This window comes from Streptococcus sp. SCPM-O-B-15304 (M98) (assembly GCF_058200215.1).
On sequence record NZ_JBYQGQ010000012.1, the window covers coordinates 1 to 18,331 of the forward strand.

Annotated in this window: 19 protein-coding genes and 1 pseudogene; 15 read left to right on the forward strand and 5 right to left on the reverse strand. The window is 39.7% G+C overall.

The genetic code is table 11. The features are described from left to right. The first annotated feature begins 483 nt into the window (after positions 1-483). The 7 genes and pseudogenes from AC3E7H_RS07615 (at position 484) to AC3E7H_RS07645 (ending at position 6,777) form a co-directional block, all read left to right on the forward strand. A complete protein-coding gene (locus AC3E7H_RS07615) occupies positions 484-1,617 on the forward strand; it encodes a DUF4767 domain-containing protein (RefSeq protein ID WP_000509911.1) in 1,134 nt (377 codons plus the stop codon). 148 nt (positions 1,618-1,765) lie between these two features. Beyond that, positions 1,766-2,470 (forward strand): hypothetical protein, encoded by a 705-nt coding sequence (locus AC3E7H_RS07620; protein ID WP_001124475.1) that lies wholly within the window; start codon positions 1,766-1,768, stop codon positions 2,468-2,470. Between the two features lie 131 nt (positions 2,471-2,601). Next, a pseudogene (locus AC3E7H_RS07625) lies at positions 2,602-3,050 on the forward strand (MarR family winged helix-turn-helix transcriptional regulator). Positions 3,051-3,068: 18 nt separating this feature from the next. Next, a complete protein-coding gene (locus AC3E7H_RS07630) occupies positions 3,069-3,923 on the forward strand; it encodes an SDR family oxidoreductase (protein WP_000579478.1) in 855 nt (284 codons plus the stop codon). Further along, positions 3,916-4,644, forward strand: a complete 729-nt coding sequence (locus AC3E7H_RS07635) for an ABC transporter ATP-binding protein (protein ID WP_000575201.1) — start codon at positions 3,916-3,918, stop codon at positions 4,642-4,644. Before AC3E7H_RS07630 ends, AC3E7H_RS07635 begins: the two co-directional genes overlap by 8 nt. After that, the gene (locus tag AC3E7H_RS07640; RefSeq protein ID WP_000067275.1) at positions 4,637-6,157 is read left to right on the forward strand and encodes an ABC transporter permease/substrate-binding protein; all 1,521 of its coding nucleotides are present in this window, start codon (positions 4,637-4,639) and stop codon (positions 6,155-6,157) included. Before AC3E7H_RS07635 ends, AC3E7H_RS07640 begins: the two co-directional genes overlap by 8 nt. Continuing rightward, on the forward strand, positions 6,154-6,777 hold the full coding sequence (locus tag AC3E7H_RS07645; RefSeq protein ID WP_000591538.1) for an endonuclease III domain-containing protein: 624 nt from the start codon (positions 6,154-6,156) through the stop codon (positions 6,775-6,777). The genes AC3E7H_RS07640 and AC3E7H_RS07645 overlap by 4 nt, the downstream gene beginning before the upstream one ends. 186 nt (positions 6,778-6,963) lie before the next feature. Here AC3E7H_RS07645 and AC3E7H_RS07650 read toward each other — a convergent pair whose 3' ends face one another. Next, positions 6,964-7,497: a TetR/AcrR family transcriptional regulator gene (locus tag AC3E7H_RS07650; RefSeq protein ID WP_000203762.1), complete on the reverse strand. Its 534-nt coding sequence runs from the start codon at positions 7,495-7,497 to the stop codon at positions 6,964-6,966. Between the two features lie 133 nt (positions 7,498-7,630). On the opposite strand from AC3E7H_RS07650, the gene AC3E7H_RS07655 reads away from it, so the two are divergent. Beyond that, positions 7,631-8,533: a cation diffusion facilitator family transporter gene (locus AC3E7H_RS07655; protein ID WP_000178033.1), complete on the forward strand. Its 903-nt coding sequence runs from the start codon at positions 7,631-7,633 to the stop codon at positions 8,531-8,533. A gap of 76 nt (positions 8,534-8,609) precedes the next feature. Then, a complete protein-coding gene (locus tag AC3E7H_RS07660; protein WP_075228161.1) occupies positions 8,610-9,647 on the forward strand; it encodes a zinc-binding dehydrogenase in 1,038 nt (345 codons plus the stop codon). Between the two features lie 215 nt (positions 9,648-9,862). Here AC3E7H_RS07660 and AC3E7H_RS07665 read toward each other — a convergent pair whose 3' ends face one another. Then, positions 9,863-10,864 carry a LacI family DNA-binding transcriptional regulator gene (locus tag AC3E7H_RS07665; RefSeq protein ID WP_075228162.1) on the reverse strand — a complete coding sequence of 334 codons (1,002 nt, stop codon included), beginning with the start codon at positions 10,862-10,864 and terminating at the stop codon, positions 9,863-9,865. Positions 10,865-11,032: 168 nt separating this feature from the next. Between AC3E7H_RS07665 and AC3E7H_RS07670 the strand changes: the two genes are divergently transcribed. The 3 genes from AC3E7H_RS07670 to AC3E7H_RS07680 all read left to right on the forward strand — a co-directional run bounded on the left by AC3E7H_RS07670 (position 11,033) and on the right by AC3E7H_RS07680 (position 14,185). Beyond that, on the forward strand, positions 11,033-12,211 hold the full coding sequence (locus AC3E7H_RS07670; protein ID WP_490676340.1) for a galactokinase: 1,179 nt from the start codon (positions 11,033-11,035) through the stop codon (positions 12,209-12,211). A gap of 18 nt (positions 12,212-12,229) precedes the next feature. Beyond that, on the forward strand, positions 12,230-13,711 hold the full coding sequence (locus AC3E7H_RS07675; RefSeq protein ID WP_490676341.1) for a UDP-glucose--hexose-1-phosphate uridylyltransferase: 1,482 nt from the start codon (positions 12,230-12,232) through the stop codon (positions 13,709-13,711). A 69-nt stretch (positions 13,712-13,780) separates the two neighbouring features. Next, complete coding sequence (locus AC3E7H_RS07680) at positions 13,781-14,185, forward strand: PaaI family thioesterase (RefSeq protein ID WP_485715209.1); 405 nt, start codon at positions 13,781-13,783, stop codon at positions 14,183-14,185. 106 nt (positions 14,186-14,291) lie between these two features. Here the strand turns inward: AC3E7H_RS07680 and AC3E7H_RS07685 are convergent, their stop codons facing one another. The 3 genes from AC3E7H_RS07685 to AC3E7H_RS07695 all read right to left on the reverse strand — a co-directional run bounded on the left by AC3E7H_RS07685 (position 14,292) and on the right by AC3E7H_RS07695 (position 16,281). Next, complete coding sequence (locus tag AC3E7H_RS07685; RefSeq protein ID WP_485715208.1) at positions 14,292-14,885, reverse strand: helix-turn-helix domain-containing protein; 594 nt, start codon at positions 14,883-14,885, stop codon at positions 14,292-14,294. 170 nt (positions 14,886-15,055) lie between these two features. Then, positions 15,056-15,442: a bleomycin resistance protein gene (locus AC3E7H_RS07690; RefSeq protein WP_000386133.1), complete on the reverse strand. Its 387-nt coding sequence runs from the start codon at positions 15,440-15,442 to the stop codon at positions 15,056-15,058. Between the two features lie 11 nt (positions 15,443-15,453). Then, positions 15,454-16,281: an exodeoxyribonuclease III gene (locus AC3E7H_RS07695; protein WP_070458073.1), complete on the reverse strand. Its 828-nt coding sequence runs from the start codon at positions 16,279-16,281 to the stop codon at positions 15,454-15,456. 217 nt (positions 16,282-16,498) lie between these two features. Here AC3E7H_RS07695 and AC3E7H_RS07700 point away from each other — a divergent pair, with 217 nt between their 5' ends. The 3 genes from AC3E7H_RS07700 to AC3E7H_RS07710 are packed head-to-tail and all read left to right on the forward strand — an operon-like array spanning position 16,499 to position 18,290. After that, positions 16,499-17,398, forward strand: a complete 900-nt coding sequence (locus tag AC3E7H_RS07700) for a CPBP family intramembrane glutamic endopeptidase (RefSeq protein WP_000066799.1) — start codon at positions 16,499-16,501, stop codon at positions 17,396-17,398. Beyond that, on the forward strand, positions 17,382-17,648 hold the full coding sequence (locus AC3E7H_RS07705) for an autorepressor SdpR family transcription factor (RefSeq protein ID WP_000006514.1): 267 nt from the start codon (positions 17,382-17,384) through the stop codon (positions 17,646-17,648). The genes AC3E7H_RS07700 and AC3E7H_RS07705 overlap by 17 nt, the downstream gene beginning before the upstream one ends. Then, positions 17,649-18,290 (forward strand): SdpI family protein, encoded by a 642-nt coding sequence (locus tag AC3E7H_RS07710; RefSeq protein WP_000694126.1) that lies wholly within the window; start codon positions 17,649-17,651, stop codon positions 18,288-18,290. Positions 18,291-18,331 lie beyond the last annotated feature (41 nt).

Genomic DNA, 18,331 nt, shown 5'->3' on the forward strand with positions numbered 1-18,331 from the left:
TCTTTGTCAACTGTGGTTGAGTGATAAATACTTACTATCTGGAGCGAAACAAAATGGTTCGCTCTTTTTGTTTTCAAATTTAGGGAGATTCTAGATTTCTGTATTGTTAAAGTCACTGAGTATAAAAGTATTTTTTAATGATTTCGTGGCTTTTTCTTAGCTTTTATCTTTCATTTATATTTTATTTTTTCAATGCGTTAATGCTCTTTTCTTTAATTTCCTGTAAGCTTGTATAATCATTTAACGGTATTATAGGTTAGCTTTAAATAATGGTTTAATCTCTTTTGTTATAGGGTCTTATACGATTTCTCTACAATATATTTAGCTATATAGTATTTATTAAAGGTGTATCGAATATAAGAATTATTGAACTTATTTACTTAGTATTTGTATATAAGATTTTTTTATTTTACCGAATCTCTCAAATATTTGATATAATGTAAGCAAAGCTATGGTCACCATTCATTTCAAGAGGAGATTTTTATGGGTCATAAAAGTATAGTAGGAAGTCTGTTTATTCTTATATTTAGTTTTTTTACAGTTGGTTGTAGTAATCAAAATTCTGAGCTTTCTAGTAAAGATGTTAGTTTATCTACTTCAACTACTAGTAACGAGATAAACTCTGGGGAGTCTAAGAAAGATTATAAAGATTTGTACAAGTCAGTTTTTGATGATTACCAAAAAATATTTTCTACTTCGAATGATTCAACTTCAATTTCAAATCTTTATCAAAGTTTAAAAGCTACTGAACGTCCTATCAATAGTTGGTCTATTGAAAATGCTATAAATCGTTCAGATGATATGCGTTACTCTTTTGTTGATTTAAATGATGATGGGGTTGAGGAGTTACTTGTTGCTGATCTTAATTTAAGTGGAAAATACTTTTTAACTGGAGTGTACTCTTTACAAGAAGGTAAACCTGTGCTTTTAGCAGAAGGATTTGCTGCAGGACATGGTGGAGCTAGGAATGCGGCAATTATTTATCAAGGTGGGGAGATTCTTGAATTAAGTTGGTCGTCAGGAACTGGTAAAGGTTATGGAACTCTTTATAAGTTAAATGAAAAGCAAGAGAGGGCTAGTAAACTTCAGGAAAAAGAATTTCAAATAGAATCTAATTATATTGGATCTAATTTTGGAAAAACTGAATCTGATCAAATCGATTTAAGAGGTTTAGATTGGCAAAAATTTGAAACTTCGACTAGCTCTTCTATCTCCGAGGATAGACAAAAAGCTCCTTGGAATGCAAGCAAATCTGCAAAATTAGAATCCTTCATTAAAGGATGGGGCGAAAGACTAGGTCAACCTAATTACAAAAAAGGTATTTCTGGTGGTGATGTTGGTGCGGATAATCTCTATACCTTTGGAGATGGACCAAGCGAGAAAATGAATGCGGAATACACTGATACAGGTTTAGGTAACGCTAAGTATCGAATTGTGGAACGTTATAGTAACTGGGATAAATACCCGGACGTGCATAGCTACTTTTTTGCGATAACTGATACAGGGGAAGCGATTGTTTTTCATTCTCCAACAACAAATGGTGGTGTCATGTACTTAAAACCGACAGAGAATACAGAGATCCAAGCAGAGTTTAAACGCTTAGTTGAGGAAGAGTAGAAAAATGAAGAGTTTGGTCTTGGCCAAGCTCTTTTTATAAAAATCTCTTTCTTCCATTTTTATGCTTTTTGAGTGTTTAATGGTATACTTGTGTTAAGTTAGATAGAAAAGTGTCATTCGATGATGACTTTATCAGTGAGGAGAATATATGCCAAAAATTGTGAAGTTTCATAGTATTTATTATAGATTTGTTCTATTTATAGTTTTTTTATATCTTTTTGTTGTCTATCAAATTGCTGGGCGAGAAATTCAAGAATTTACTATATTTAATTACGCCTTTAGCTTTCATCAAACACAGTTAGTGTATTGCCTTCTTTTATTAATTTTAGTTGGCATTGGCATAAATTTTCTTTGCCCTTGGAAATTTTCTATATCTCCAAAAGGGATTTATCTTAGAAGATTAGCTTTATTTGTTCCTTGGAGTGATATTAGTGGAGTTTCGCATGTTTGGATTAACAAGGCGAGTAATTTTAGTAGTGGGATTAATTTTTATAACAATAAATGTTTAGTTTTTTATCGTCATGATTACAAGCCAATTTGTGTATATAATATTTCTTTATTGGCTTTATTTGCTGTCAAACTCTTTAATCCTCATCTTAAGACGAATATTCTATCTGCCAGTTTTGCTACTGGGGTTAATATTCTATCAAATGCTTTAATTTTCTTTTATCTTTATTTTTTTGAATTAAGGAATCTTAGTTTTAGTCTTTTCTTACTCTTTTGTTTACTATATTTTATAAAAATTTTTATCATTCCTTTATGTTTGGTTTATAGTCAAAATTCTAAGTATGGTCCTTATCTGGTGCATAGTAGTTTCTTTAAGAGGAATGATTCAGATGTGATTCATGTTTGATTTTATCAAAAAATGACTTTCTGCTTTTGAGTAGAAAGTTTTTATTATTTCGATATCGAAACAGTTGAAAGATGTAATAAATAATGTTACAATGGTTAAAAAGGTTCGATATAGAACAAAAAGGAGTTAAAATGGATAAGATGTTAGGGGGCTACCAAGCTCTACAGATTCGTTTGTTGAATGGGCGTATCTTTCAAAAACTATTGAACAAGGAACCAGATGCTCAATACAGAAGTGAACAGGGAAAAATTTTAACGATTTTGTGGAAGCAAGAGTTGGGGTGCGCTACAGCGACCGATATCGCTCTTGCGACGGGTCTAGCCAATAATACATTGACCAGTATGGTTAAGAAATTGGAAGAACAAGGATTGGTCACGATTCAACCTTGCACGCAGGATAAAAGGAAAAAATATATCTCTTTGACAGACCTTGGTTGGGCGCAAAAAAAATTGGAGACCGTGTTAGTCGGGAACTTGGAGAGATTTTCTACCAAGGCTTTTCAGATCAAGAAATCCGAGAATTTGAGGCCTATCAAGAGAGAATTATCTCAAATCTAAAAGCTAAAGAGAATGACATCTAGGGAAAGGAAGTAACAGTTATGATCGGAATTACAGGTGTAACAGGGAACTTAGGCTCCTATGTGGCTGATCTTATCGATAAAAAAGGAATCGCTTCCGTCCATCTAGCACGAAGCCCAGAGCGTGCAAAAGTTTACGCGTCTGCGGAAATACGTAGAATGTCGTATACAAATACTCCAAAAGTGGTTGAGGCCTTAAAGGGGATCGATATCTTGTTGATGGTTTCTGCTCGGGAAAATCCTGAGCGTGTCAAGGAGCACAAGGAGTTTTTAGATGCTGCAAAGCTAGCAGGAGTAGAGCATATCGTTTATACCTCCTTTTATGGGGCAGATGAGGAGGCAACTTTCACCTTGTCTCGAGATCATGCCCAGACAGAAGCCTATATCAAGGAATTAGGGTTCACCTACACTTTTTTGAGAGATAATTTTTACTTGGACTTCCTGATTGATATGGCGCTTGAAAATGGAGAGATTCGTGGTCCGGCCGGCAGTGGTCTTGTGTCAGCTGTTGCCCGTAAGGACACATCTAGGGCTGCAGCAGAGATTCTTTTAAATCCTAAGGAGTGGGAAAATCAAACCTTGAACTTGACTGGGCCAGAGGATCTTTCCATGGAAGAAATCGTAGCGCTTCTCTCAAAGGAGACGGGTGACGCCATCACGTATGTGGATGAATCAGTAGAAGAAGCTTATGAGTCACGGAAAAAATGGCCAGCACAAACTTGGGAGTACGATGCCTGGGTCAGTACTTATACAGCTATTAAAGTTGGGGAACAGGCTGGGGTTTCAACAGATATCGAAAAAGTCCTAGGGCATCCAGCAAGTAGCCTATTGGATACTCTTAGAGATAGAAAACTTATTGAGGAAAAAAATGATTGAATACAAACATGTAGCCTTGCGCTACACGGATAAGGACATTTTAAAAGATGTCAATCTCCGCATTGAAAATGGAGAGTTCATGGTGCTAGTGGGTCCTTCAGGATCTGGAAAGACCACCATGATCAAGATGATTAACCGTCTTTTGGAACCGACAGATGGCAATATCTACATGGATGGAAAACGCATCAAGGACTATGATGAACGGGAATTACGTCTCAGTACCGGCTATGTCCTTCAAGCTATTGCCCTATTTCCTAATTTGACAGTTGCGGAAAATATAGCATTGATTCCTGAGATGAAGGGCTGGAGCAAGGAGAAAATTGCCTCTAAAACCGAAGAACTCTTGGACAAGGTTGGCCTACCTGCTGCAGATTATGCCCATCGTTTACCAAGCGAGTTATCTGGTGGCGAGCAACAGCGGATTGGTATTGTGCGGGCCATCATTGGGGAACCAAAAATCTTGCTGATGGATGAGCCCTTTTCAGCCTTGGATGCTATCTCTCGCAAGCAGTTGCAAGAATTGACCAAGGCATTACATAAAGAATTCGGCATGACGACCATCTTCGTAACACATGATACGGATGAGGCCTTGAAATTAGGTGACCGAATTGCAGTTTTGCAGGATGGAGAAATTCGTCAGGTCGCAGAACCTGAAACAATTTTACAAGCGCCTGCGACAGACTTTGTCGCAAACTTGTTTGGAGGTAGCCTTCATGTCTAATTTGATTTCAACATTTCAAGAACGTTTTGGGGAATGGTTAATGGCCCTTGGACAACACTTGCAATTGTCTCTTTTGACCTTATTGGTTGCTATTTTTCTGACGATTCCGCTGGCGGTTTATCTAAATAGCCACAAAAAAGTGGCGAATTGGGTGCTACAGGTTGCGGGTATCTTCCAGACCATACCCTCAATGGCTTTATTGGGTCTCTTTATTCCTTTCATGGGAATTGGAACCTTACCAGCCCTCACAGCCCTTGTTATTTACGCTATTTTCCCGATTTTAGAAAATACGATTACAGCCTTGAACGGCATTGATCCTAGTCTTGAGGAGGCAGGGATTGCTTTTGGAATGACCAAGTGGGAGCGACTCAAGAAGTTTGAAATTCCACTGGCCATGCCTGTTATTGTATCGGGAGTTCGAACAGCAACCGTTATGATCATTGGGACAGCAACTCTAGCCGCTCTTGTTGGAGCTGGAGGATTGGGCTCCTTTATCCTTTTGGGAATTGATCGTCGAAATGCCAGTCTGATTTTAATCGGTGCAATCTCATCAGCCATTTTGGCCATTCTCTTTAATGTTGTTCTCAAATGGTTGGAAAAGGCAAAGTTGCGTACAATTGTTGCAGCCTTTGCTGTTATGGTGCTTGGTTTGGGAGCTAGTTATGCTCCAAGCATGATTCCTCAGAAAGAAAAAGAAAATCTGGTTATAGCTGGGAAGTTGGGACCTGAACCTGAAATTCTCATGAATATGTACAAACTTCTCATTGAGGAAAATACGGATATGACGGTGACGGTCAAGCCTAACTTTGGGAAGACAGATTTCCTTTATCAAGCGCTGAAAAAAGGGGACATTGATATCTATCCAGAATTTACAGGGACTATTACAGGTTCTCTCTTGCAGCCAGCTCCTAAAGTGAGCAATGACTCTGAAGAAGTTTTCGAAGCTGCGCGTGATGGTATTAAGAAACAGGATAATCTAGTCTTGCTGAATCACATGGCTTATCAAAACACCTTTGCGATTGCAGTTCCTAAAAGTATTGCGAAAGAATATAATTTGAAGACTATTTCCGATCTTAAGGGAGTTCAAGATAAACTGAAGGCAGGATTCACTCTGGAGTTTAACGACCGTGAGGATGGAAACAAGGGGTTACAGTCTGTTTATGGATTGAATCTAAATGTGGCAACAATGGAGCCAGCTCTTCGCTATGATGCGATCAAATCTGGTGATATTCAGATTATGGAAGTTTACTCGACAGACCCAGAAATCGAACGTTACCAACTTCAAATTTTAGAAGATGATCAACACCTCTTCCCTCCTTATCAAGGCGCTCCACTCATGAAAGCTGAATTACTCGAAAAACATCCGGAGTTGGAAGCTGTTCTTAATAAACTAGCTGGTAAAATCACTGAGAGCCAGATGAGTCAGATAAACTACCAGGTTGGTATTGATGGCAAAGATGCTTATACTGTTGCACATGATTTCTTGGTGGAACAGGGATTATTGAAGAAATGATCAAGAAAGATGAAATACAAGAAACTCTTTTGCGACTCTGCAAGCACTATGGAGAGCAAAATTGGTGGCAATCGGATAACAAACTGGAAGATTTGGTATCGACTATTCTTATCCAGCGAACAACAGAGAAGAATGCCAAGTTAGCTTTAGCTGGTCTTATGGATATCATGACAGTGGAGGGTATCCTAGAGTTATCGCTAGAAGATTTACAGGAACGTATTCGACCTGCTGGATTTTTTAAGCAAAAATCTCAAACGATTAAGGGACTTCTGATCTGGTTAAGAGAAAATGGTGGTTTTGAGGTTCTTGCTAGGATTGGAACAGAAGATTTACGGAAGAAACTTTTAGAGTTAAAAGGGATTGGACCAGAGACTGCAGATGCACTTTTACTTTATCTTTTTGATCGTCCAGTTTTTATTTCGGATGAATATGCGAGAAGACTTTTTCGACGCTTAGGACTTGGAAACTTTAAAACCTATAGTGAAATGCATGCTGTTTATAGTGACGTCTTGGAAGGACTCACTCTCAAACAATGCCAAGAGATTCATGCTGTTATTGATGAGCATGGGAAAGCTTTTAGCAAAAGTAAAGGCCAGTTAGACGAAAGTTGGTTACGATAAAAAAATTCTAAGACAAGAAGTCTTAGAATTTTTTTAGTGAATTTATTGGCTTAAAAATCATAGTTTGATTAGATTATTAAGTGGAAAGTAGATGTAAGATACTCGTGATGAATTGGAATATTTGAATGATAAAATGTCGACTGGTATTTTTCTTTTGAGTGGTATGAAATCTACAGTTGGTGTTTGCTACTTCATCTCTAAAACATCTAAGTAAAAGCTCACTACTTGATCTTCCTTATAAGATTTCCCTTTTTTGAGCCACCAGGTTAGTGTTTCGATAAAATTAGTTACTACAAAATGTTTGAGATAGGAAGTAGGAATATTAGGATAAGAAACTTGCAAATCCTCTGCTACCATGGGATAAACATGGTGTTCCAATTCTTTCTGTAATTGACGGAGGAAGTAGTCATTTTTTGAGAAAAGGAGGCTGGTGACGTGGTCCTGGTTTTTTTTGAAATGTGAAAAGATATGTATCAAGTAAGCCTTTGTAGTTATATTTTCCTCGCGTTCAAAAAGATGATGAAAGAGATAACGGCAGAGCTCATCTAGGAGTAATTCCTTACTCTCATAGTGACTGTAAAAGGTGGAGCGCCCAACGTCTGCGAGGTCAATAATTTCTTGGACTGTGATGTATTCGTAATCTTCTTGATTCAATAATTGTAAAAAAGCAGTATAGATAGCTTTTCGTGTCTTGGTAATGCGGCGGTCTTGACTAGTCATATGGACACTTTGAACAAATTGTTCAGTAACTTACAAAGAGAACAGTTTGCCCCTATCCTTTCTTTTCGGAGTAAGAGATAATACTAGTAAAGGGAATATTTATACTACTATTATACCAAAGGAGGATGAAAAAATGACAATGAAAGGTGCGGTTTGGCTAGCTTTTTTCTTAAATTTGAGTTATGCCATTATCGAGTTTATCGCTGGTGGAGTGTTTAGTTCCAGTGCTGTTCTTGCTGACTCTGTCCATGATCTTGGAGATGCAATTGCAATTGGGGTATCAGCCGTTTTAGAAACAATTTCCAATCGTGAAGAAGATAGTCATTACACCCTAGGTTACAAACGGTTTAGCCTTCTAGGTGCCTTGGTAACGGCTGTGATTCTCATGACAGGGTCCGTTTTGGTTATTTTGGAAAATATAACAAAACTCTTTCATCCACAGCCGGTCAATGATGAGGGAATCCTTTGGTTAGGAATCATAGCGGTCAGTATCAATGTATTGGCGAGTCTAGTAGTTCGTAAGGGAAAAACAAAAAACGAATCCATTCTTAGCCTGCATTTTCTGGAAGATACTCTGGGTTGGCTGGCTGTTATCCTAATGGCCATTGTTCTGCGATTTACCGACTGGTATATTCTGGATCCGCTCTTATCTCTTATCATTTCCTTCTTCATTCTGTCAAAAGCCATTCCTCGTTTTTGGTCTACGCTCAAGATTTTCCTTGATGCAGTGCCAGAAGGAGTGGATATCAAGCAAGTAAAAAGCGACTTGGAGCAATTGGACCACGTTGCTAGTATTAATCAGCTAAACCTCTGGACCATGGATGGTTTGGAAAAAAATGCCATTGTCCATGTTTGTCTCAAAAAGGTGGAGCATATGGAAGTCTGTAAAGAATCAATTCGTGCCATGCTCAAAAATTATGGTTTTCAAAACATCACCATTGAAGTTGATGCTGACCTAGTAACTCACCAAGCCCATAAGCGGAAAATTGAGGAGTTGGAAGTAAGTCAAAGTCATGGACATGAACATCATCATTAATGAGATGTAGTATAAGTGAGCGAAAGCTAAATAAAAAGTGTATACTTAAAGTAGTTAGATACAGAGAGGAAATTTTATGAAATCAGCAGTTTATACTAAAGCTGGGCAAGTTGGTCTAGCAGAAATTGACCGTCCGAAAATTGAGGCGGCAGATGATGCCATTATTCGTATTGTTCGCACTTGTGTTTGTGGTTCAGACCTATGGAGTTACCGAAATCCAGATATTAAAGCGGGTCACAAAAATAGTGGACACGAAGCAATTGGAATCGTTGAAGAAGTTGGTGAGGCTGTCACTACTGTAAAACCAGGTGACTTTGTCATCGCGCCTTTCACTCATGGTTGTGGAGAGTGTGATGCCTGTCGTGCTGGTTATGATGGGACTTGTGACCGCCATATTGGCACCAACTGGTCAGGTGGTGTCCAGGCTGAGTATATCCGTTTCCACTTTGCCAATTGGGCACTTGTGAAAATCCCAGGTCAACCTTCAGATTATAGCGAAGGCATGCTCAAGTCACTTTTGACACTTGCTGATGTCATGCCGACGGGTTATCATGCGGCGCGTGTTGCTAATGTGCAAAAAGGCGACAAGGTGGTCGTTATCGGGGATGGGGCTGTAGGTCAATGTGCGGTTATCGCAGCTAAGATACGTGGAGCATCGCAAATTGTCCTTATGAGTCGCCACGAAGATCGTCAAAAGATGGCCTTGGAGTCAGGCGCGACAGCTGTTGTGGCCGAACGTGGTGAAGAAGGCATTGCCAAGGTGCGTGAAATCCTCGGAGGAGGAGCAGATGCAGCACTTGAGTGTGTTGGTACTGAGGCGGCTGTTGAGCAAGCACTGGGTGTCCTTCATAATGGCGGTCGTATGGGAATTGTTGGTGTGCCTCACTATAATAACCGTGCCCTTGGTTCGACCTTTGCTCAGAATATTTCTGTTGCGGGTGGAGCAGCTTCTGCAACAACATACGATAAGCAATTCTTGCTCAAAGCTGTTCTGGATGGTGATATCAATCCAGGTCGTGTCTTTACTTCAAGCTATAAACTGAAAGATATCGACCAAGCTTATAAGGCTATGGATGAACGCAAGACTATCAAGTCTATAATTGTGATGGATTAATACTCTTCGAAAATCTCTTCAAACCACGTCAGCTTCACCTTGCCGTAGATATAGGTAACTGACATCGTCAGTCTTATCTACAACCTCAAAGCAGTGCTTTGAGCAATCTGCGGCTAGCTTCCTAGTTTACTCTTTGATTTTCATTGAGTATAAAAAGAAAAACCTAATAGGATTTGAGAATCTCTATTAGGTTTTTTTATGTTCAAGTGTTGTACTTAATGCAAGGTGCTTTCTCTTAACGTCAGTTTGGTTCCTAGCATGGTGAGGCTTGGGATTTTACGTCCGTGAAGGACTTCTCTGTTCAAAATATCCATTCCTGTGCGTCCCATTTCTTCGGTGTAGACTGTGATACTGGAAAGTGGTGGGAACACTTGCTTGGTTAGAATGGTATCATTAAAGGAAATAATGCTGACGCGCTCGGGAATGCTGATGCTGGCTTCTTGAAGGGCACGAAGGGCACCAATGGCTAAACTGTCACTGGATGCAAAAAAGGCCTGTGGAAGTTTATCCCCTAATTTTTCGATAGCTTCCTTCATCAAATCATATCCAGATTGGGCAGTAAATGAGCCTTGGAAAATGAATTTTTCGTTATAAATTCCCTTTTCTTGCATATAGGATTTAAAGTAATCTAAACGTTTATCTGCGATGACTTCTTCTTGGTCAGTAGTAGTTTCAAGACCGGATAGGATACCAACCTTTTTAAGCCCATGATCTGTAAAGTAATCAACAACCTGTCTAACCGCATTATAGAAATCCGTAATGACACAGGTATGACCAAGGGCAATCGTATCACTGTCAAGGAAAACTAGAGGTTTGTGATATTCTTCAAACGAGGCAATCTGTGCTTGGCTAAATTTCCCGATACAAAGAATCCCAATGACTTCTTCGCTAAGCGTAAAAGGCTGGTCATTAAAATAGCGCAAGATGTCGTAATCTAATTCTTGAGCTCTATTTTCAATTCCTAGGCGAATCTGGTAGTAGTAGAGATCTTCTAACTCTCCCTGTTCACTGACCCACTGGATGATAGCGATTTTCTGTTTGAGTTTATGTGATTCACCTGTTTTGAGATGTTTGGTGTAGCCTAGTTCTTCGGCAACGGTTAAAATACGATGTCTGGTTTCTTCTGTCACAGATAGACTCTGATCGCGATTGAGGACACGGGATACAGTTGCGATCGAGACAGAGGCTAGCTGAGCAATATCTTTGAGTGTAGCCATAATTCCCCTCCTTTTTAGGTTATTATAGCATATTTTTCCTCCTTTTTACTCATAGTTTAGTAAAATATCGGTAAAAATGTTGACCTAAGCAAAACCCTTGGGTACAATAGAAGAAAACGATTACAGGATAAACTTTTTTACCTAATATTTCGTCAAAGGAGAATTCATATGACACAACATCTTACTGCTGAAGCACTTCGCAAGGACTTTCTTGCGGTTTTTGGTCAAGAAGCAGATCAAACTTTCTTCTCACCAGGCCGTATCAACTTGATTGGGGAGCATACTGACTATAATGGTGGCCATGTTTTCCCAGCTGCTATTTCACTAGGAACTTATGGAGCTGCACGCAAGCGCGATGACCAAGTATTGCGTTTCTACTCCGCGAACTTTGAGGACAAAGGCATCATTGAAGTGCCTCTAGCTGACCTTAAGTTTGAGAAAGAGCACAACTGGACCAACTATTCAAAAGGTGTCCTTCATTTCTTGCAAGAAGCTGGTCATGTGATTGATAAAGGTTTTGATTTCTATGTTTTTGGGAATATCCCAAATGGTGCGGGCTTGTCTTCTTCTGCATCTTTGGAGCTTTTGACTGGTGTCGTGGCAGAATACCTCTTTGACCTAAAATTGGACCGTCTAGATTTAGTAAAAATCGGAAAATTGACAGAGAATAACTTTATCGGTGTTAACTCTGGTATCATGGACCAATTTGCTATCGGTATGGGTGCTGACCAACGCGCTATTTACCTAGATACTAACACTCTAGAATACGACTTGGTTCCACTTGATTTGAAAGACAATGTTGTTGTGATCATGAATACCAACAAACGTCGTGAACTAGCAGATTCTAAATATAATGAACGCCGTGCTGAATGTGAAAAGGCAGTGGAAGAACTTCAAGTGGCCTTGGATATCCAGACTTTAGGCGAATTGGATGAATGGGCTTTTGATGAATACAGCTACCTCATCAAAGATGAAAATCGTTTGAAACGTGCGCGTCATGCAGTTCTTGAAAACCAACGTACCCTTAAAGCACAAGCAGCTCTTCAAGCAGGAGATTTGGACAAGTTTGGTCGTTTGATGAATGCGTCTCACGTTTCTCTTGAGCATGATTACGAAGTGACTGGCTTGGAATTGGATACCCTTGTTCACACTGCTTGGGCTCAGGAAGGTGTTCTTGGTGCTCGTATGACTGGAGCTGGCTTTGGTGGCTGTGCGATTGCCTTGGTTCAAAAGGATGCTGTTGAGTCCTTTAAAGAGGCTGTAGGCAAGCACTATGAAGAAATCGTTGGTTACGCTCCAAGTTTCTATATCGCTGAAGTGGCAGGTGGAACTCGCGTTCTTGAATAGTCAGAAGGAGGTTTTCTAGTGACCTTAGTAGAAAATTTTGTGACCAAAGTCATTGCAGAAAGTAGCTTTGAAGAGTTGGACCGTATCTATCTGACCAATTGTGTTTTAGCACTGGTGGGAGATGGTGTTCTGGAAGTTAAGACTGACCAAGATGGCTTGATTGATCTTAAAGATCAGCTTGTAGAGGAAGCCGTTCGCTTGGAAACGATTGAAGATAGTCTGGCTGCGCGTGAAATTCTCGGTGCTGAACTTATGGACTTGGTAACCCCTTGTCCAAGTCAGGTCAATCGTGACTTTTGGACAACCTATGCCCAGTCACCAGAGCAGGCAATTGCAGACTTCTACCAACTCAGTCAGAAGAATGACTACATCAAACTAAAGGCCATCGCAAAGAATATTGCTTATCGTGTTCCGTCTGACTACGGTGAACTCGAGATTACTATCAATCTATCTAAACCTGAAAAGGATCCAAAGGAGATTGCGGCAGCCAAGTTGGTCAAGTCGAGCAACTATCCTCAATGTCAGCTTTGTATGGAAAACGAAGGCTATCATGGTCGTGTCAATCATCCAGCTAGAAGCAATCATCGCATCATTCGTTTTGATATTTCTGGGCAGGAGTGGGGCTTCCAATATTCTCCCTATGCGTACTTTAATGAGCACTGTATTTTCCTAGACAGTCAACACCGTCCTATGGCTATCAGTCGCCAAAGTTTTGAGCGTTTGTTAGCAATCGTAGAGCAGTTCCCAGGCTATTTTGCAGGCTCGAATGCGGACCTACCAATTGTTGGTGGTTCAATCTTGACCCATGATCATTACCAAGGTGGTCGCCATGTATTCCCAATGGAAGTGGCGCCTTTACAGAAAAGTTTTACCTTTGAAGGTTTTGAATCTGTCAAAGCAGGAATTGTTCAGTGGCCTATGTCTGTGATTCGATTGACCTCAGATTCTAAAGACGATTTGACCAATCTTGCTGAGAAAATCTTACTTTCTTGGCGTCAATACTCAGATCCAAGTGTTCAGGTCTTGGCGGAAAGTAATGGAACACCGCATCACACTATCACACCGATTGCGCGTAAAAGAGATGGGCAGTTTGAATTAGATTTGGTCTTGCGGGACAATCAAACATCTCCAGAGCATCCAGATGGTATCTATCATCCCCACAAGGATGTCCAACATATCAAGAAGGAAAATATCGGCTTGATAGAGGTCATGGGCTTGGCAATCTTGCCACCACGCTTGAAGGAAGAAGTGGAGCAAGTAGCAGCTTACCTGGTTGGAGAGGATGTTTTAGTAGCAGATTATCACCAAGAATGGGCAGATGAGTTGAAAGAATCCAATCCTGGATTGACTGACAAAGACCAAGCTCTCGAAATTGTCCAAGAATCTGTGGGTAAAATCTTCGCTCGGGTATTGGAAGATGCAGGTGTTTACAAGCAAACAGAAGAAGGACAAGCAGCCTTTATGCGCTTTGTCGAGCAGGTTGGTATTATACCTGAATAAGTGCTTCTCCCTTGCATAGACTTATGAAAAGTAGTATCATAGTGTCGTTTGAAACATCAGGAGGAAAGTATGAAAGATTTTCACTTTGACGCTATATCTGCCTTTGAAAACTATGAAATTGAAAAAATGAGAGATGGTCACGTTGTGGTGACGACAAAAGTAGTGGACTCCTCACTCAACTACTATGGGAATGCTCATGGAGGCTATCTATTTACCCTTTGTGACCAAATCAGTGGACTTGTGGTGATTTCGCTAGGATTAGACGGGGTGACACTCCAGTCTTCCGTCAACTATCTGAAAGCTGGAAATCTAGGGGATGTTCTCACTATCAAAGGAGAATGTGTCCACCAAGGACGTACCACTTGTGTCGTCGATGTTGACATCATCAACCAATATGGCCGAAATGTCTGCAAGGCAACCTTCACCATGTTTGTCACAGGACAACGATCTGAAGATAGACAGGTGAGGATATAAAATAAAATGAGTAGATAGTTACGCCCTAAAAATCCAGAGTGTGTTCACTATCCACAACTCTATAAATTTTAATACATTTAAAAAGCTAGGTCTGATGACTTCGCTTTTATTTGATAGTGAAGAAAGTAAGTAAGAGCCAATAAAATAGCAGAGCAATAGCGCCAATTCCAAGGCCAAATAGAATGGGAAGGATGATTCTTTGGTAGGGAGCTTTGCCCCTTTCTTCCGCTTCTTCAATCTCGCTCAGACTGCGTCCTTGTTCATAGGCGACAATCTGGCGATAAGTACGAAGATTATGTTTTTTCTTGAATTTTTCAATGCGTAGGGCGTAGAATATAGCGACAGCAAGAATCAAGCAACTAATAGCGATGCCGTATCCATCCAAATAAAGAATGAGGGGAGTGCTGATGATAGGACTGCCAATTAGCAGTAAGCTAAAGACCACTTCATCTTTTTGATAGCGCATAAACTCTTGGTCGTGAATAATTTGTTTCATGGTTTCCAAATCTCCTTTGACTAGTTTGTCCAATGACACTTCAAAGACCTTGCTTAGTAAGAGCAGGTTTTGAATATCAGGGTAGGTCGCGCCACGCTCCCAGTTGGAAATGGATTGGCGACTGACAAAAATTATTTCAGCTAAATCATCTTGAGATAAATTTTTCTTTTTACGATAGTGCTGGATTTGTTTTCCGACTTGCATAAAATTTCCTCGCTTTCTGATTTCATTCTACTCAATTATACAAAAAACGGCTATCAAAGTTCTTTGACATACTGATTTCATAGGCTTTAGCAAAGATTTTGGTCAATGGATTTACAGGTCTGTCAATTCATGTTTACCTACTGAAAAAGAGGCTATCAGCCTCCTTTTTCTTATTCACTAAATCTTAAAAAATAGCCATCTGGGTCTAAAACTGCAAATTCATGAGGATAGATATATTGTTCACCAACACGAAATTCTCTTTTGGTCAAAGGACGATGAATAGGATAGTTAGACTCTATTACTTTCTGATAGAGTCGAGGGACATCCTCTATGCCGAAGGAGATGTTGACTCCACGACCAAAGGGGTAGTTTAGTTCAGCTAGTTCCTCCTTACTCCCCTCCTCTAGCATTAGTTGGCAATCTTCAAGAGATAGGAAGAGAAAGTTTTCTTCTGGTCGTTCGTATTCGATGGTAAAACCCAACAAATCACAGTAGAAGGAACGGGACTGTTCTATATTTGAGACCATAAACTCGGGAATAACTGCATTGTAGTCCATAAAGAAAATCCTTATAATTCAATCTCCAAGACAATCGGTGTATGGTCTTGGCGTGCTCCTGAATCGATCATATCTGACTTGGTAACCTTGTCTGCTACACGGTTACTTGTGAGCCAGTAGTCGATTCTCCAGCCTGTGTTGTTGATTTTTGAAGTCTTACTGCGTTGTGCCCACCAAGTATAGCGTTCTGGCACATCGCCATGGATATGGCGGAAGGTATCTGTAAATCCTTTGGCTAAAAGGTTTGTAAATCCTTCACGTTCTTCGTCTGTGAATCCTGGTGAACGACGGTTGCTAGCCGGGTTGGCAAGGTCAATTTCCTTGTGGGCAACGTTGTAGTCTCCAGTTGCTAGGACAGGCTTTTGCTTGTCTAGTTCAGCCAAGTATTCCGCATATTTGACATCCCAGACTTGACGTTCTTCCAAGCGTTTGAGTCCATCACCAGCGTTTGGTGTGTAAACTTGAGTCACGAAAAATGTATCAAATTCCAAAGTAATGATGCGGCCTTCCAAGTCCATAGTAGAAGGTGCGCCAATTTCTGGGAAGCTGATAGTTGGAGTGAGTTCTTTCTTATAGAGGAACATGGTTCCGGCATAGCCTTTACGAGCAGGCTCTTGAGAGGAACGCCAGGTGTTTTCGTAGCCTGGGAAGAGTTCTTCCAGTACCTCAAGGTGTTTTTTTGTAGGGCCTTTGGCTGAAAGCTTGGTTTCTTGGATGGCGATAATGTCAGCATCTTCGGCAACCAAGGTTTGGAGAACGTCTTGTGACAATTTCGCACGCGCAGAGTCACTCGTCAACGCTGCATTGAGTGAATCAATATTCCATGAGATTAGTTTCATAGTGTGTACCTTTTCTAGATGTATTTCTTATATTTTATCAAAAAAAAGTAAAGCCAGCGAGTTTCTAGTTCGTAAACTCACTCTTTAAACTTTATCCTTAGAAAACAAAAATTCTCGCAACTATTTTGAAAAAAATCTAAATAGTTCTTGTATTTGGAGTGGAAAGGTATATAATATTATTTAGAAAAACATCTAAATAGAAAGTGAAGTTACAAATATGTCAAATAAGAGAACAATCCTTCTTTTTGTGGTCTTGTCTTATGGTCTTGCTTGGATAATATGGTTGGCACTATGGATAAGTGGTATTGGACTAAATTCTCCATGGAGTCAGCTTGCTAGTATTGTGGCCATGTGGATGCCTGCGCTTGCAGTCTTTCTCTTAGGGAAAATAACGAAAAAACCTAGTGGAATCAAGTCTAAATTAGTCGTGAATCTCAAGAGGAACTGGCGCTTTTACTTACTAGCTATCTGGTTGCCAGCAGTTATCAGTTTCTTAGGAGCAGGACTTTATTTTCTTGTATTTCCTAACAATTTCAGCCTTGGTTTTGAATTTATTCAAGCCATCTTACAAGAAAAAGGAGTACTTCAATCACCGATCCCCCTATCTTCCTTGGTCTTGATTCAAATGCTAGCTAGTTTAACCTACGCTCCTTTTCTTAATAGCTTATTTGCATTGGGAGAGGAAATTGGTTGGCGTGGTTATCTTTACCCAGCTCTAAGAGAACGCTTTTCACTAGTACAGACTCATGTCTTGCTTGGTCTCATTTGGAGTCTATGGCATTTACCAATCAATTTGCAAGGCTATAATTATGGACTAACTTATTTTTCATATCCCGTTTTGGGAATTGTTGCCATGTTTCTATTTTGTTTTAGCATAGGAATATTGTTGAGTTGGTTGATGGAAAAAACAGGATCTATCTGGGCTTCAGCACTATTTCATGGGGCAATCAATGCAACTGCAGGTTTTGGATTACTCTTTCAACTGCCTGGAGAAAAAGCTTCAAGCCTCTTGATTTTTGGTCCGTCACCAGCAGGATTGATAGCAGTGCTACCCTGCTTATTCCTTGCCTTACTGATATTGCGAATAGAAAGGAAGCACCATGAGTTTTGCAAATAGCTTTAAAGCTTTATCTCATCCAGTCAGGAGGGAGATTTTGAATTTGCTTAAAACAGGCAGATTATCTGCAGGAGAAATTGCCAGTCATTTTGAGTTAACTGGTGCAACAATTTCACACCACCTTACGATTTTGAAAGCAGCGGATTTGATTCGTGAAATGAAAGAGAAAAACTTTATTTATTATGAGTTAAATACATCAGTTTTAGAGGATATGATGGTGTGGTTAGCAGAACTGAAAGGAGATTTTTAGATGAAGATAAAAATCAATAAGAAATTGGTATTATATACTAGCCTTCTTATCTTACTGCCTACCCTTGTAGGTTGTGTTCTCTGGTTTCAACTACCAGAGAAGATGCCGACTCATTTTAATCTACTGGGACAAGCAGATGGCTACGATCATAAAATGTTTGCTATCTTTGGATTACCGGCTCTCATGCTTTTGATGCATTGGTTGATTCTATTCTTGATGATCAAGGATCCTAAGTCCAGCAATATTAGTTCAAAAATACAACTTTTGATTTACTGGATTATTCCTTTTGTATCTTGTCTATCGATGATTTCTATCTACGGAGTATCTTTGGGTTATTCTATGATGAGTGGAATTCTAGCTCAGATTTTTATGGGAGTCATCATGATTGTAATTGGAAATTATCTACCCAAAACACGCCGAAATTATATAATCGGTATTCGACTTCCGTGGACTTTGGAGAATGATGAGAACTGGAGCAAAACGCATCGCATAGCTGGAAAAATTTGGGTATTAGGAGGATTGTTATTGTTTCTAAATGCCTTTGTTCAGCTATATGTTTACTGGGTATTCTTCTTGACACTTTTCTTTGTAGTGATAATTCCTAGTGTCTATTCTTATCAATTATCAAAATCAGAATCTTGAAATAGGTATTTGAGTCGTTAGTTAGAGAAGTTGGTCTGATA